The sequence below is a fragment of the Thalassospira sp. HF15 genome (assembly GCF_011806525.1).
In the GTDB taxonomy this organism is placed as follows: domain Bacteria; phylum Pseudomonadota; class Alphaproteobacteria; order Rhodospirillales; family Thalassospiraceae; genus Thalassospira.
Map to the genome: position 1 here is coordinate 213,547 of NZ_JAAVKI010000001.1, position 14,659 is coordinate 228,205.

Annotated in this window: 9 protein-coding genes; 5 read left to right on the top strand and 4 right to left on the bottom strand. The window is 52.4% G+C overall.

Annotation, left to right across the window (positions count from 1 at the left end; all coding sequences use genetic code 11):
- Positions 1–84: 84 nt before the first annotated feature.
- From HED22_RS01015 to HED22_RS01030, 4 genes are all read right to left on the bottom strand, one after another.
- Positions 85–3,654 (bottom strand): hypothetical protein, encoded by a 3,570-nt coding sequence (locus tag HED22_RS01015; protein ID WP_167717966.1) that lies wholly within the window; start codon positions 3,652–3,654, stop codon positions 85–87.
- Positions 3,655–3,751: 97 nt separating this feature from the next.
- Positions 3,752–4,762, bottom strand: a complete 1,011-nt coding sequence (locus HED22_RS01020; protein ID WP_167717968.1) for a hypothetical protein — start codon at positions 4,760–4,762, stop codon at positions 3,752–3,754.
- Positions 4,763–5,398: 636 nt separating this feature from the next.
- A complete protein-coding gene (gene trpE / locus HED22_RS01025) occupies positions 5,399–6,898 on the bottom strand; it encodes an anthranilate synthase component I (protein WP_167717970.1) in 1,500 nt (499 codons plus the stop codon).
- 93 nt (positions 6,899–6,991) lie between these two features.
- A complete protein-coding gene (locus HED22_RS01030; protein ID WP_167717972.1) occupies positions 6,992–8,887 on the bottom strand; it encodes a SurA N-terminal domain-containing protein in 1,896 nt (631 codons plus the stop codon).
- 330 nt (positions 8,888–9,217) lie between these two features.
- On the opposite strand from HED22_RS01030, the gene tpiA reads away from it, so the two are divergent.
- From tpiA to eno, 5 genes are all read left to right on the top strand, one after another.
- Positions 9,218–9,973: a triose-phosphate isomerase gene (tpiA, locus tag HED22_RS01035; RefSeq protein ID WP_167717974.1), complete on the top strand. Its 756-nt coding sequence runs from the start codon at positions 9,218–9,220 to the stop codon at positions 9,971–9,973.
- A gap of 134 nt (positions 9,974–10,107) precedes the next feature.
- Complete coding sequence (secG, locus tag HED22_RS01040) at positions 10,108–10,449, top strand: preprotein translocase subunit SecG (protein ID WP_167717976.1); 342 nt, start codon at positions 10,108–10,110, stop codon at positions 10,447–10,449.
- A gap of 126 nt (positions 10,450–10,575) precedes the next feature.
- On the top strand, positions 10,576–12,204 hold the full coding sequence (locus tag HED22_RS01045; protein ID WP_167717978.1) for a CTP synthase: 1,629 nt from the start codon (positions 10,576–10,578) through the stop codon (positions 12,202–12,204).
- A 60-nt stretch (positions 12,205–12,264) separates the two neighbouring features.
- On the top strand, positions 12,265–13,122 hold the full coding sequence (gene kdsA, locus HED22_RS01050) for a 3-deoxy-8-phosphooctulonate synthase (protein ID WP_167717979.1): 858 nt from the start codon (positions 12,265–12,267) through the stop codon (positions 13,120–13,122).
- Positions 13,123–13,232: 110 nt separating this feature from the next.
- Positions 13,233–14,504, top strand: a complete 1,272-nt coding sequence (gene eno, locus HED22_RS01055; protein WP_167717981.1) for a phosphopyruvate hydratase — start codon at positions 13,233–13,235, stop codon at positions 14,502–14,504.
- Positions 14,505–14,659: the final 155 nt, after the last annotated feature.

Genomic DNA, 14,659 nt, shown 5'->3' on the forward strand with positions numbered 1-14,659 from the left:
AAGGCGCTTTGAAGCAAATATCCCCCCAATTGGGGACACATTTTGCCAAAATGAGGTGGTGCATGTAAATTGATCAAGAGTTCGTTAGCCTTTTCGCATTGCGGATCCATAAATCTCTGCAAGGATGAAGGCGGGAAATCCATAGAAAACAATGATGCCTGATACCCTAAGTGCAAAGAGGCGGGGAGTTTTATTTATATCTGCAAAGGGATTGAGTATTCGATTCATTGACCAACCAGTTGCGCCGATCCCGCCAATTATTAGTTTTGCGCCGCCTCCCTTTGATATGGGAATACCCAGAGCAGGTACGAGGCTGCATAGCCCGAGAACACAATCCAGCCCCTTGGTAACAGGCTTCCAACCATCTTTAAGCCATTTAGGGACACGACTCACTGAACCAATAGCGGCGTCAGCAATTTTCTGGATAGCGGTAATCCCATAAATGGTTTGAGCCATAACAACCAACCAGTTTTCCTCCGGCTTGAGAATTATCCCGGCAACGAAAGCAGGTGTTGTGGCCATGAAAAAGAATACTCCCTTGACAATATCAAGTGGACCAAAAGGTTGAGAGTCTGGGTCGGCTGTTAGTACGACGCAGGTTCCAAGGCCAAAGGCACCCATACCAGCTGTAATATAGAGCCACATCAGTGTTCGGTTTTCAGCAGTTGAGAGTTCTGTGCCTTGAGATGGAGTTTTAGTTCTCTTGTCAGGGCCATCCAAGACACCCACTGGGAGTTTTGGTTTTAACATAGCATCAATCGCCGTTTTTACGTCCGCCCAAGTAGTCGCCGAAATGATGTCGTTTGTAGCGGTGTCGTTTGCAAAGGGAGCTTCATTCACAGCGATTTTCATGATGATAGTTGAAGGGATACTTACGACCAAACAGGCCAAATCCAGGATGCTGAGGTTGTTGCCTGTGATGCCATGATACAAGGAAGATAGAACGGGAAATTCAATTGCTGAATCGAGGATATTGATCAACCCATCGATAATCATCTTTAATAAATTCAAGCCAGATACCAGAATGTTTTTCACATTCTCAGTGAGGAAATTCACAATAATTGCCGTAAATCTCTTGATGATATCCCCGAAGGAAAGCGACCCAATTTGATCAAAAACCTGTGTTTCAAGTTGGGTGACAGCCGTCGAAATAGTGGTTTCTTCTGCTTCTACTGAAGTTTTCAAGGAATTGAACAAGGTTTGCATGCCGCTTACCGCAGTGAAAGAACCGGTAACAGACGGCACTGCTTTTCCCAAACCCGCGCTCAAATGGTGGAGCGTATAATTGGATTGCGGCGAGTGCTGACCCGCCAAAGGAGTGGTATTTTTCGATATATGTTGCAGCGCTTTATCTTGGCCACCAAAATCCGTATGCCAAGATGGCTTCGATTCCAGTCCTGCCCAAGTGGAAACCTCTTCCTCTAACTTATTAAAGCTGTCGGTGAGATCACTCGAAAAGCCATCAATTCTCTCGGGCAATGATTCGATGTAACGTTTGACAATATTTTTTGTGACATTGTGAGTTCTAATAATATCATTCCACTGGAATACAAAGCCCAACCATTCCACCAGTTTTTCGAAGGTGACAGCTATCTTCTTGAAAATTACTTCGGTTGCGTGCAGCACGTCACTTACGCAGTTGGCGACAAAGCGATAGATACTCTCCCCGATATGGATGAAAACCTTGATTACACCAGCTACATGGCTGACTAGGATTTTCGTTACGTGTGTCACAGCATGTTTGGCATACTGGTAAACATCCCCTGCAGTAGATTTGATCCAACTCCAAACGCCGCCAAGGTCGCCCTCCAATAATGATATTGTTCCGGAATCGTTAAGCTTCATGTGAAACTGGCTTAAGGCTTGCTCGTCTTCCCAGTACTGGGCGTCTTCTTTCTCGAACGAGATGGCCCAAATTTTGTCGCGTGATGGATCGAACCCTTTGGCGACAAAGGGTTCGTCGAGGATTTCATTCACTCGAACCACACTGTTGTTGATACTTCCATCTTGTGGCAGAGAACCTGCCAATTCTACAAAGCGTTGTATGGCGTTGGCAGTAGCGTCTTTTGATGCCGAGGATATTGATGGTCCAACCAGATTAGAGGTTACCCCTTGAGAGCTGGTTATCTGAACAGCACCAAGCTCGGCTCCGGTTGTGATGGGTTTCATTGTCGCAAGCATCTTGGTCATCGGATTGATAGTGACCGAGTAGTTAGCGTCGCTTTCGAGGCCGACGGTATAACATACAGCACCAATACTTTTGGTCTGTTGAATTATAGTCATGTTCCCCGCCGCATCGCAGGGCAGACTAATAGCGATGTCGGGCGACAGAAACTGAAAATGATTGTTGATGTAAACGCTGCAAGGGCTGCTAGATTTTATGGTTAGCTTTTCATTCGCTAACGGTAAATTATTGCTATCGCAAGCATGTAAATGGGTAGTGAAGGTTTGGAGTTGAAGAAAATCTGATGCTTGGGTGCTCGGCACAAGAATACTGCGCTCATGCCAGAATGTCGTTTCCGGGTCTTGAGTATATTGTATGAGCTCATCGCCCTCTTTGTGGACAAAAATAATACTTTGCAAATTCGTGTCCGTAAAATAGGTGGCGAGACGCTGAGCTTCAGTTACTAGTGGTATTGGTACGGACCAACTATTGGGTTCTCCTTCATTTCCCTTCAAGCATTTGGAGTAAAAAACCTGACCAATGTGATTAAGCGCCCAAATAATGGTATGCGTGTCATTTTGGTGGCAATGAAAATCCTGGACACCAGATATCAAAGCATGATCCAGAATTTTAGTGCCACTCGCGTTCGCGGTCTGATCACTCGGTGAAAAGAGATAGACCGAATTGGTTGCCGAAACATACAGGTTTGTGTTGCCCGCTGCGTCTGCCAAGGTTGCTATTCTGCTGGCGCCCACTGGTGGGGTCAAAGAAATGGCAGAATCCGAGCTGTTCATCGGCAAAAACTGCAGTGAAGTGACCTGAGAGGCATTTTGAGTAAGCTGATACAAACCAGGATGGGAGGCAGAGGAGGGCTTGCCGATAACCTGGCCTAACAAAGTTGTGAAATTACCAGCGCCGACAATTGCAGTCCAATTTGGGTTGCCTGTAGAATTTATTTTGTAATTGCTGAGAGCATTTGTGGTTTCGTTCCGTAGCTCGCAGACAATGTGGCTTTCCATGCTTGCTTTCATATATACATTTGCGATGATCAGGTTCCCGGAAAGCGCGGGGCCATCATAGGTAAGGTACTGCCATGTTCTGTGGGATGAACTGGTCATCCACGGTGCATCGGCTGCGTTAGACAGGCCGGTGATTAAATAAAGCTTGTCATTGTCTTCGCCTTCAACCGAAACAGCCACAGCGATAGAGATTTCACCATTTGTGTAATTCTGTGTCACATCAAACGTTTTGGCGGTGATGGTCTTGCCATCGTTCAAGCTTGATAGGTCGGTGCTCAGTATTTCGGCGAACCACCCAGTATCCAAATTGCCTTTTTCGGCACAAAGAGTGAGATTCGATCCGCTGTCGATAAAGAAGAACAGTGGGTGGTTATTGGCATTCTGGATCGCTTCAAAGTTCTCAGGGGCAGGGAGCGTGCTTCCGATCTTCTGGTTTTCCATAAGTTCGGTATCGTACAAGATCGTAGTCATTGTAAGGGTATCCCTTCAGTTTAACTTCCGCTGAGAAGAGCAATTTGATCATCGTAGAAATGAAAAAGTTTGTTGCTGGACCGACGATTTGATTGCCTTAGCTCGTCAAATCGTAACGAACAGACCCCACAACCATTTCATGTTTTATCCCGCTGTCATCATCCGCCTTTTTTGTCAGCAAACGATGTGGAGCGCGCTCCTTGACCAAGGCGAGTGTGTCACCGCCAACACCTGTAGTTACCAAGGGCTCAATGCTAGCGTTAGCAGGGATCGGAGTATTAGCGGGCGGTGTGTAGCTAAAGGTTATAGATGTGACCCAATTGGCTGGCAGCGTCACCGGGAATGTCACTGCATACGATTGGTCAGACAGTGTGGTGCCACTTTTTGTGAGGTTTTTATTGGCGCTTAGCGGAACAGTGAATTGCCAAGTGCCACCAGCTGGAACATTCTCGAAACTTAGGCCAATAGAAACATTCCCGCCGGCGGGCGGATTACCAACTGAAACGGTTTTTTGATAAACTCCTTCGGCTGGTGCCAGTTCCTGCAGATTGCGCCAGGCTACTTCTGGATGTTCGAGGATGAATGTTCCAACATCTGACCAGCTACTAATAGTTGGAAGGGTTGGAGCCGTACCTTGATCTGTACCATTGCGCGCCCAAGCAACTAGACAATAATGGTGGCCTGCCTGCGGCGGTGTCCATATGTAGCTAGGGGTCGTTGTTGCAACAATATCTCCATTACTTCCAACTGGAATCGCTGCTGCATTAGTTGAAACAGCATTATAGGTTATGCCAGATGTTTGCCATCCGGTAGGCAACAGGTTGAGGCTTGCGTCTGCGTAATACAGATAGATCGTAGACGTGGTATTGGGAGCATCCACGTTTATACCACGAACATATACAAAGTTCTTTTTCGTCGGTGTTTCCGAACGTGCGGCGGGAAGGCCAGCGGAATAGTTAGATGTAGTTGTCAATGATGACGGATCGCTTAGCGGATTCACGCCGTTGCAAATAATATCGGGTGAATTTGTCCATCCCCCGCTACCTGCCTCTGAAGAAGTCTCTCCGACATAGTCGCGTATGAATAGTCCGGTATATCCGCTTGGCATGATATTCCCCTTAAGGTTGACGTTTTGATTGCTAACTACTTATTCCTCATCAAGTTTGGCTCACGTGCACTAAAGGAAATTAATTGTGGTGTGCTTGACTTCGAGCAATGCTCAGCAAACGAAACCTTGAGGCCTGTGAGTGCTGAGCGGGCGCTCCGCCAGATTCTCAGACGGTTGGTCAATCGTAGAGGGCCAGCTAGATGGTTGTAAGATTCCATTCGGCCTCGGTATCTGGTTCGCGTGACCCGGCGCTATCAGAGTGAAAGCAATCACTTGCATATAGAGCCAAAAAATACACAGACAGCGAAGTCGTTGTACTCTGTCAATTGCAACTAACCTTATAATTGTATACCTATTTTATATTTGCAACTTTAAAATTATTAAGTTTTATGTGATTTTCAAATATGGATTAAAAAAGCGTAGGGTCTTTGTTATCAAATGAGAAGCTGTGTGAACGGTGCTTGGGGTGTCGCTACCGGCAATTTTGCAAGCGAAGATTGCGGTGGGTCTGTTGAAATTTGTGCCTATTATATGGCAAAGTAACTAGACATTTATGCGTTACATTCACCTAGGAGCGAATACGAAAAAAGGGCTTCAGGATATGACTGCAGCCCTTTTTGTTTGCGTGCTACCGGATTAAGCGAAGCGATGGGCTTCGCGGGCGGCGGCCATAAGCGCACCGGCCTTGTTCTGGCATTCCTTGTGTTCGAGTTCCGGTTTGCTGTCGACGACGACACCGGCACCGGCCTGAATATGGATTTTCTCGTCCTTGATGACGGCGGTACGCAGCGCAATGCAGGTATCCATCGAACCATCGGCCGAGATATAGCCGATACACCCGGCATAGATGCCACGGCGGACCGATTCCAGTTCATCAATGATTTCCATGGCGCGGACTTTGGGGGCACCCGACACGGTGCCGGCCGGGAAGCCGGCCTTGAGTGCATCCATGGCGTCATATTTGGTTTCGTCGATCTGCCCGACCACGTTTGAGACGATATGCATGACGTGGGAATAGTATTCAATCTGTTCGCGGTCGGTGACGCGCACCGTACCCGGTTTGGAAACGCGCCCGACATCATTGCGACCAAGATCAAGCAGCATCAGATGTTCCGAGCGTTCCTTGGGGTCATCGAGCAGGTCTTGGGCCATGACTTTATCGTCATCGGGCGTTTTTCCACGCCTGCGCGTGCCAGCAATCGGACGAATGGTGACTTCGCCGTCACGGAGCCGCACAAGGATTTCCGGGCTGGCCCCGACCACCTGAAAACCGCCGATATCAAGATAGAACATGAAGGGCGACGGGTTGATGCGACGCAGGGCGCGGTAAAAGGCAAAAGGTGGCAACTGATAGGGCAGCGTGTAGCGCTGCGACAGCACCACCTGAAAGATGTCACCGGCGCGGATATAGTCCTTGGCCTTTTCGACCATGTCGTGAAAACCGGCCTCCGTGACGCTGACCGAAGGCACGGGCAGGGTGTCGGGTACAGATTTGGAGCGGCGGTCGATAAACAGGTTGCGCTGGAACTGCTGCACCACGTCATTGAGCCGTGCACAGGCCAGATCATAGGCCGCCTCGGCAGAAATACCACTTTCGGGGCGGACCGGGGAAACCACGGTCACGGTGTCTTCGATGGTATCGAAACTTGCGGTGACCGTCGGGCGGATGAAAATCCCGTCGGGCACGTCCAATTCATCCTTGTTGCTGTCTGGCAGCTTTTCCATCAGACGAACGGTGTCATAGCCCATATAGCCGACAAGACCGGCACTCATCGGCGGCAGGTTGTCGGGCAGTTCGATATAGCTTTCAGCGATCAGTTTTTTAAGGCTTTCGAGCGGGGCGTCGGGCTCAGCCACAAAAGCATCGGCATCAGCCATCGCACGGCGATTGAGTTCGGCCTTGTCGCCAAAGCAGCGCCAGATCAGATCAGGTTTCAGGCCAAGGAAGGAATACCGTCCGCGGACCGATCCGCCTTCAACGGATTCAAGCAAATAGGTGTTTGGCATGCCTTCGGCGATCTTGAGGAAGGCCGAGACCGGCGTGTCGAGGTCTGCGGTCAGCGAGGTCCAGAGAACCTGCGAAATGCCGTTATCGTAGTTTTGCTTGAAGCTGGTGAAATCCGGTTTGATTTCCATGGTCTGTCCGATTTTTGGTCTTGGTCGGTTTGCGGGGCGTATGGCGCAAAGGAAAAGGGCGACCAGATTTCTCCGGTCGCCCTTGTTTGCGTATCAGTTTGCAGCGGTCGGCTGATAGAGCCCGTTGATCACGCTGTTATTCACACTGACCGAAATTTCTTCGTTCAGGTAATTGAGGTACTGCGCAAGGATGTCTTCGTTGAGCGCTTCCTTGAGTTCGTCATTTACCGGTTTGGCATCGGCGGTGGTGATGTCGGCGGCCTGAATGTCATCAAGTTTGACGACAAGTACGTCTTCACCGGTCTGGATGGCTTTGGCCTTGCCGTCTTCAAGGGTGAAGAGGGCAGCGGCAAAAGCCGGGTTCACATCATCACCAAGGCCCTGACCGGTACGGCGGGTCATGCCGGTTTCGCGAACGGTGGTTGCGTCTTCGGATGCGAGGGTTGCGATATCAGCACCGGTATTGTTGATGTTGCCAGCCAGTTCTTCGGCCTTTTCCATCATCAGGCGCTGGCGTTCCTCGGCAGTCCAGGCGGCGACGACGTCTTCGCGGACGTCTTCGAACGGACGCAGGGCAGACGGGGTAATGTTTTCGATACGCACAACATAACGCGTGCCCGAAGCGGTTTCTTCAAGGAAGCTTTCCTCGCCGCTTTCAAGCTCGAAGATCTTGACGTTGATTTCATCTGCACCGTCAACATTCTGACCGGCAAGGCCTTCGCCGCGAACGACACCATCAAGCTTGTAGGTGCGTGCGCCGACGTCACGTGCGGCATCTTCGATCGGGGTGCCAGCACCAAGTTCTTCGTCAAAGGTGGCTGCCAGATCGTAGATGGCGTCTTCGGCTTTGAACTGCTTGAGGCCATCAACAATGATGTCGCGAACTTCATCAAGGCTTTGCGTGCTGCCCGGGGTAATGGACGGAACGCGGATGATATGCCAGCCAAGGGCGGTTTCAACCGGCTCGGAAATCCCGCCTTCTTCAAGGGAGAAGGTGGCTTCGCTGAGATCCGGCAGGATGTCATTGGCAGTGAACTCGCCAAGTTTGACCATGGCTTCGTCCATGCCGGCATCTTCCTTGGCTACCGTCATGAAGTCAGCACCTTCCATGAGGCGTTTATAGGCTTCGCGGGCAGACTGTTCTTCGTTCGGGGAAAACAGGATTTGCTCGACGGCGCGTTTTTCCGGGGTCTGGAATTCCGGTTCGCGCTGTGCATAGGATTCTGCGATTTCTTCCTCGGTCACGGTGATGGTCGAAATCAGATCGGCGGCACTCAGTGTTGCCAGCGTGACATCGCGGCTTTCCGGTGCGGTGAACTGTGCGGCATTATCTTCGTGATAGGCCCGAAGGGTTGCGTCATCGGCAACCGGAATGTTGGCAAATTCGTCCGCATTCAGCGCAAAGAACGAACCGCTGCGCTGTTCGTTGCGATAGGCAACGATCTGACGCGCCATGATGTCGGGGACACTGGCAGTGCCGGTCAGGCTGCCAACGACCTGCTGGCTCATCATGTCGCCACGCACACCGTTGATGAATTCGTTTTCGGTGTAACCGGCCTGATAAAGGGCCTGCAAGAAGCGATCACGGCTGAACTGGCCGGTGGCCGGGTCCTTGAAGCTGTCGGATGAGAAAATCTGATCGCGGACGGCTTCGTCGCTGATGCCGATGCCGATATTCTTGGCATCTTCGCGCAGGATTTTCTGGGATACGAGCGACTGCACCGTATTGTTCAGAAGGCCCATCTGGACGGCCTGCTGCTGGTTGAAGTTCGGTCCGAACACGTTTCGCATATTCTGGACACTGCGCTGGAAGGCGCGGTCCAGTTCGACCGGGGTGATTTTCTGGCTGCCGATTTCGGCAACTTCACGCGAGGTGCCCAGATTGAGCATCGATGCGTTCAGGCCCCAGATCACGAAGCTCAGTGCAATCACGCCAAAGATAATCTTGGCGAAGATTGATTTCGAAAATGTGCGAATGCCAGCAAGCATATGATAAGCCTAACAATCCGTGGTTTGACGCCAAAACCTGGCTTTGGCGTCGTTTCATTATTGATCGTTCGGGCAACGTGGCCCGAGCAAATTTGCCGCGCATCTTAATGGCGAGTGTTACCAGCGGCAACAGGCGATTGTATAGAAGATGACCGCAATCACATCACAAATGCCATCCGGGATGTTTTCGGGTACTTGGCCCCAGCGGGACGACATGCTAAAACCCGCGTCGAAACAGGTCCTGTAACAAACCGTAACGGCCGCAAAGCGGTTCCTTTCGCCTTGATACATGGACGCTATGTGAACCTGATCATCACGAGGTATCCTTCTATGACCCAACGCCGTCCCCTGATTGCCGGAAACTGGAAAATGAACTGTTTGCGTGCAGACGGTCTTGCGCTGGCTTCAAGCCTGGCGGCAAAGGCGTCTGAAAAAGGGGCGCTTGGCTGTGACGTTCTGGTTTGTCCGCCGGCAACCCTTTTGTCAGAGGCCGTCGGTGTTACCCATGGAAGCGTGGTTGCGGTTGGTGGCCAGGATTGCCACGCGGCGATTTCGGGTGCGCATACCGGTGATCTGGCCGCCCCGATGCTGGCCGATATCGGCGCAGAATATGTTCTGGTGGGGCATTCCGAACGCCGGGCAGATCATGGTGAAAGCTCGACCGACATTCGCAAAAAGGCGATTTCGGCCCATGATGCCGGTCTGATTGCGGTGGTTTGCGTTGGCGAAACCGAGGAAGAACGCGATCTTGGTGCGACGCTGCCGGTGGTGAACGGGCAGGTGGCTGTATCGGTTCCGGACGGGGCAACGGCCAAAAATACGGTTGTGGCCTATGAGCCGGTCTGGGCGATTGGCACGGGGCGTACGGCAAGTGTCGAGGAAGTTGCTGAAGTTCATGCCGCCATTCGCAAGGAGCTTGTCGCACGCTTTGAGGATGGCGATCAGTTCCGCATCCTTTATGGTGGGTCGGTCAAGCCGTCCAATGCCAAGGAATTGCTGGGCGTTGAAGATGTCGATGGTGCACTTGTCGGCGGGGCAAGCCTTAAGGTTGAAGATTTTTGGCAAATTATTGAATCTTGTGCCTAAAGCATAGTGGTGCAGATTTTGTTCAATATGCTCTAGCCAACAGCCATAAAACGCGTTAAATACGCATCAAATTTATGCCCGATCCGGGCCGAATTGCGTTTGGATCGGTAGATTAGGACAAGAGTTTCGACACCATGCAAACAGTCATTCTGGTAATCCACCTTCTACTTGCGCTCGGCCTGATCGCCGTGATTCTCGTGCAGCGCAGCGAGGGCGGTGGGCTTGGTATCGGCGGTAACAGCGGCGGTGGCGGCGGAGGCGGTGGCTTCGGCGTGATGAGTTCACGCGGCGCTGCAAACCTGCTGACCCGGACCACTGCGATTCTGGCAGGCGCATTCATGATCACCAGCATCATCCTTGCCCTTCAGTCGAACACCCATACCCAGCCGGCTTCGATCCTTGATCAGGCTCCGGAACCGGCCCCTGCGGTCAGCGAGCCCGCCGAAGATACCGGGCCCGCGGCTCCGACCCGATAAACAAATTAACCGACGACCAGAGGCGGCAAACTTGCCGCCTCAATTTTTGATTGTTGTATTCCCCGGTTCGTGATGCACTAAATGGCATCGAACCGAGGCTTTGTGCTTTGAGATGAGGCCAAGATAATGACTCGTTTTATCTTTATTACTGGTGGCGTTGTTTCTTCGCTGGGCAAAGGTCTGGCTTCCGCTGCTTTGGGTGCGTCCCTGCAGGCACGCGGCTTTACAGTTCGTCTGCGTAAACTCGATCCGTATATTAACGTCGATCCGGGCACCATGAGCCCTTACCAGCATGGCGAATGCTATGTGACCGAAGACGGGGCGGAGACCGACCTTGATCTTGGTCACTATGAACGTTTCACCGGTGTGTCTTCACGCCGTTCCGATAACGTAACTACGGGCCGTATCTATTCCAACGTGATCGCGCGGGAACGTCGCGGCGATTACCTTGGCGGGACTGTGCAGGTCATTCCGCACATCACCGATGCCATCAAGGAATTCGTAATGTCCGATGCGACCGAGGACTTTGTCCTGGTTGAAATCGGCGGCACGGTCGGCGATATCGAAAGCCTGCCGTTCCTTGAAGCCATCCGTCAGATGGGCAATGACCTTGGCGATGGTCGGGCATTGTTCATGCACCTGACCCTTGTGCCGTATATCTCGTCGGCCGGTGAACTTAAAACCAAGCCGACCCAGCATTCCGTCAAGGAATTGCAGAGTGTCGGTATTCAGCCAGACATTCTTCTGTGCCGTTGTGATCGCGAAATTCCGATCAATGAACGCCGCAAGATTGCGCGTTTCTGTAACGTGCGTGAAGCGGCCGTCATTCCGGCCTATGATGTTGACAATATCTATCAGGTGCCGATCAGCTATCACCAGTATGGTCTGGATAACGAAGTGCTTTATCACTTCGGCCTGCAGGCGCAGGAACCCGACCTTCAGCCGTGGGAAGATATCTGCAACACCATCCGCAATCCGGAAGGTGAGGTCACCATTGGTATCGTTGGCAAATACATCCAGCTTCCCGATGCCTATAAATCCCTGACCGAGGCGCTGACCCATGGCGGCATCGCCAACAAGGTGCGCGTCAATGTCGAATGGATTGCGTCTGACGCGCTGGAAAAAGAAGGCAACGTCAACGAAATCCTGTCCAAGCTTGATGCGATCATGGTACCGGGCGGCTTTGGCGAGCGTGGCACCGAAGGCAAGATTGCCGCAGCCCGTTATGCGCGTGAAAACAAGGTTCCGTATTTCGGGATTTGCTTTGGCATGCAGATGGCGGTTCTTGAAGCGGCGCGTAACCTTGCCGGGATCAAGGATGCGTCCTCGTCCGAATTTGGTCCGACCAAGACACCGCTTGTCGGCCTGATGACCGAATGGTCCAAGGATGGCGGCGCGGTTGAACGTCGTACAGACGATGATGACCTTGGCGGCACCATGCGTTTGGGCAATTACGAGTGCAAGCTTGTTGATGGCACGCATGCGCGCGACATCTATGGCAGCGAAACCGTTCTGGAACGTCACCGTCATCGCTATGAAGTGAACGTCAACTTCATGCCGCAGCTTGAGGAAAAAGGTCTTAAATTCTCGGGCCTGTCGCCGGATGGTCGTCTGCCGGAAATCGTCGAATATCCGGATCATCCGTGGTTTATCGGTGTTCAGTTCCACCCGGAACTGCGTTCGCGCCCGCTGGATCCGCATCCGCTGTTTGTTTCCTACATCAAGGCCGCCAAAGAACGCAGCCGTCTGGTGTAATCGCGGCGGTCTGACCGCCCAGACAAACAGCTTAAGAGTGATCGACTGGAAGCCCTTGCAATGACCGAAATTAAAACCGTCAAAGTCGGCAATATCGAAATCGCCAACGACAAGCCATTTGCCGTTCTGGCAGGCCCGTGTGCGATTGAAAGCCGTCAGCACGCGCTTGAAATGTCCGCAGCGCTCAAGGAACTGTCCGAAGGGCTTGGCATCGGGCTTGTCTATAAAAGCTCGTTTGACAAGGCCAACCGGACCAGCACCACGTCCAAACGCGGTGTCGGCCTTAAGGAAGGTCTTGATATCCTGGCCGAGGTCAAGGAAGTCACCGGGCTTCCGATTGTGACCGATGTGCATTTGCCCGATCAGTGTGCGGCGGTGGCCGAGGTTGCTGATATTTTGCAGATCCCGGCATTCCTGTGCCGTCAGGCGGATCTGCTGGAGGCCGCAGGCAAGACCGGGCGTGTGGTCAATGTCAAAAAGGGTCAGTTCCTGGCCCCTTGGGACATGGCCAATGTTGCCAACAATCTGGCGGCGACCGGCAACGAAAACATTATGCTCTGTGACCGTGGGACCAGCTTTGGCTATAACACGCTTGTCACGGACTTCCGTGGACTTCCCACCATGGCCCAGCAGGGCTATCCGGTTGTCTTCGATGCCACCCATTCGGTTCAGCAGCCGGGCGGACAGGGCACCTCATCAGGTGGCCAGCGCCAATTCGCGCCTGTTCTGGCCCGTGCGGCCGTATCGGTTGGTATCGCAGCACTGTTTATCGAAACCCACGATAACCCGGCGACGGCCATTTCCGATGGCCCGAACCAAATCCCGTTGAACAAGCTTCCCGAAGTTCTTTCGGTTCTGATGGAGCTGGACAAAGTGGCAAAAGCCAATCCGGTCCGTCTGGACATGTTTGACGCATGAATATCAAATGCCGCCAGTCAGTGATTGGCGGCATTCTTTTTTGCTGTAACCTGCATACCTGATAAATACCAACAGGTATGGTTCCTACCAGTGAGGAGAACGTTTCTGTCATGACCGCTATTATCGATATTCGCGGCCGCGAAATCCTTGACAGCCGTGGTAACCCGACGGTCGAGGTTGATGTCACCCTGGAAAATGGCGCCTTTGGTCGTGCTGCCGTTCCGTCGGGCGCATCTACCGGTGCGCACGAAGCCGTTGAACTGCGTGACAAGGAAGACCGCTATCTCGGCAAGGGTGTGACCAAGGCGGTCGCATCTGTGAATGGTGAAATCTTTGAAGCGCTGGCGGGCATGGATGCCGAAGACCAGCTTGCCATCGATAACGCCATGATCGAGCTTGATGGCACCGAAAACAAAGGCCGCCTGGGCGCAAATGCCATTCTTGGTGTGTCGCTTGCCAATGCCAAGGCCGCAGCCGAAGACGCCGGTCTGCCGCTTTATCGCTATGTTGGTGGGTCCTTTGCCCGCACGCTGCCGGTGCCGATGATGAACATCATCAATGGTGGCGAGCATGCCGACAACCCGATTGATGTGCAGGAATTCATGGTGATGCCGGTTTCGGCAGAAACCGGTTCGGATGCCATTCGCATGGGTGCGGAAATCTTCCACAACCTGAAAAAGGCTTTGTCGGCAGATGGTCTGAATACCAACGTCGGTGACGAGGGCGGCTTTGCGCCGAACATCGCATCGACCGAGGCTGCCATCAGCTATGTCATGAAGTCGATCGAAGCTGCTGGCTATCGCCCGGAAGAAGACGTTGTGCTGGCGCTTGATGCGGCATCGACCGAGTTCTTCAAGGATGGCAAATACGTGCTGGCCGGCGAGGGCAAAACCCTTGATCCGAGCGGCATGGTCAAATACTGGGCCGATCTTGTTGGCAAATACCCGATCTTCTCCATCGAAGACGGCATGGCCGAAGATGACTGGGATGGCTGGGCAGAGCTGACTGCTGCCATCGGTACCAAAACCCAGCTGGTTGGCGATGATCTGTTTGTCACCAACCCGAAACGTCTTGCCGATGGCATCAAGAAGGGCGTTGCCAACTCGATCCTGGTGAAGGTCAACCAGATCGGTACGCTGTCTGAAACCCTTGAAGCCGTCGAGATGGCGCATCGTGCCGGGTATACCGCCGTGATGTCGCACCGCTCTGGCGAAACCGAAGACGCGACCATTGCCGATCTGGCCGTTGCCACCAACTGTGGTCAGATCAAAACCGGTTCGCTGTCACGTTCGGACCGTATGGCGAAATACAATCAGCTGATCCGCATCGAAGAACTTCTTGATGCCGGTGCTTACTTCCCGGGTCGTTCGATCCTGAAGTAACAACCCGTACAGGTTTTACATCTGCCAGCAGGCCGCTTCCCACCGGGAGGCGGCCTGTTTTGGTTTTACGGCGGACCGTTAAATTCGAATATCAGGATTACCGAATTGACCGTAATTGCGTCAGTTTACGCTGCTGGTTTAACCCTATTTTTACC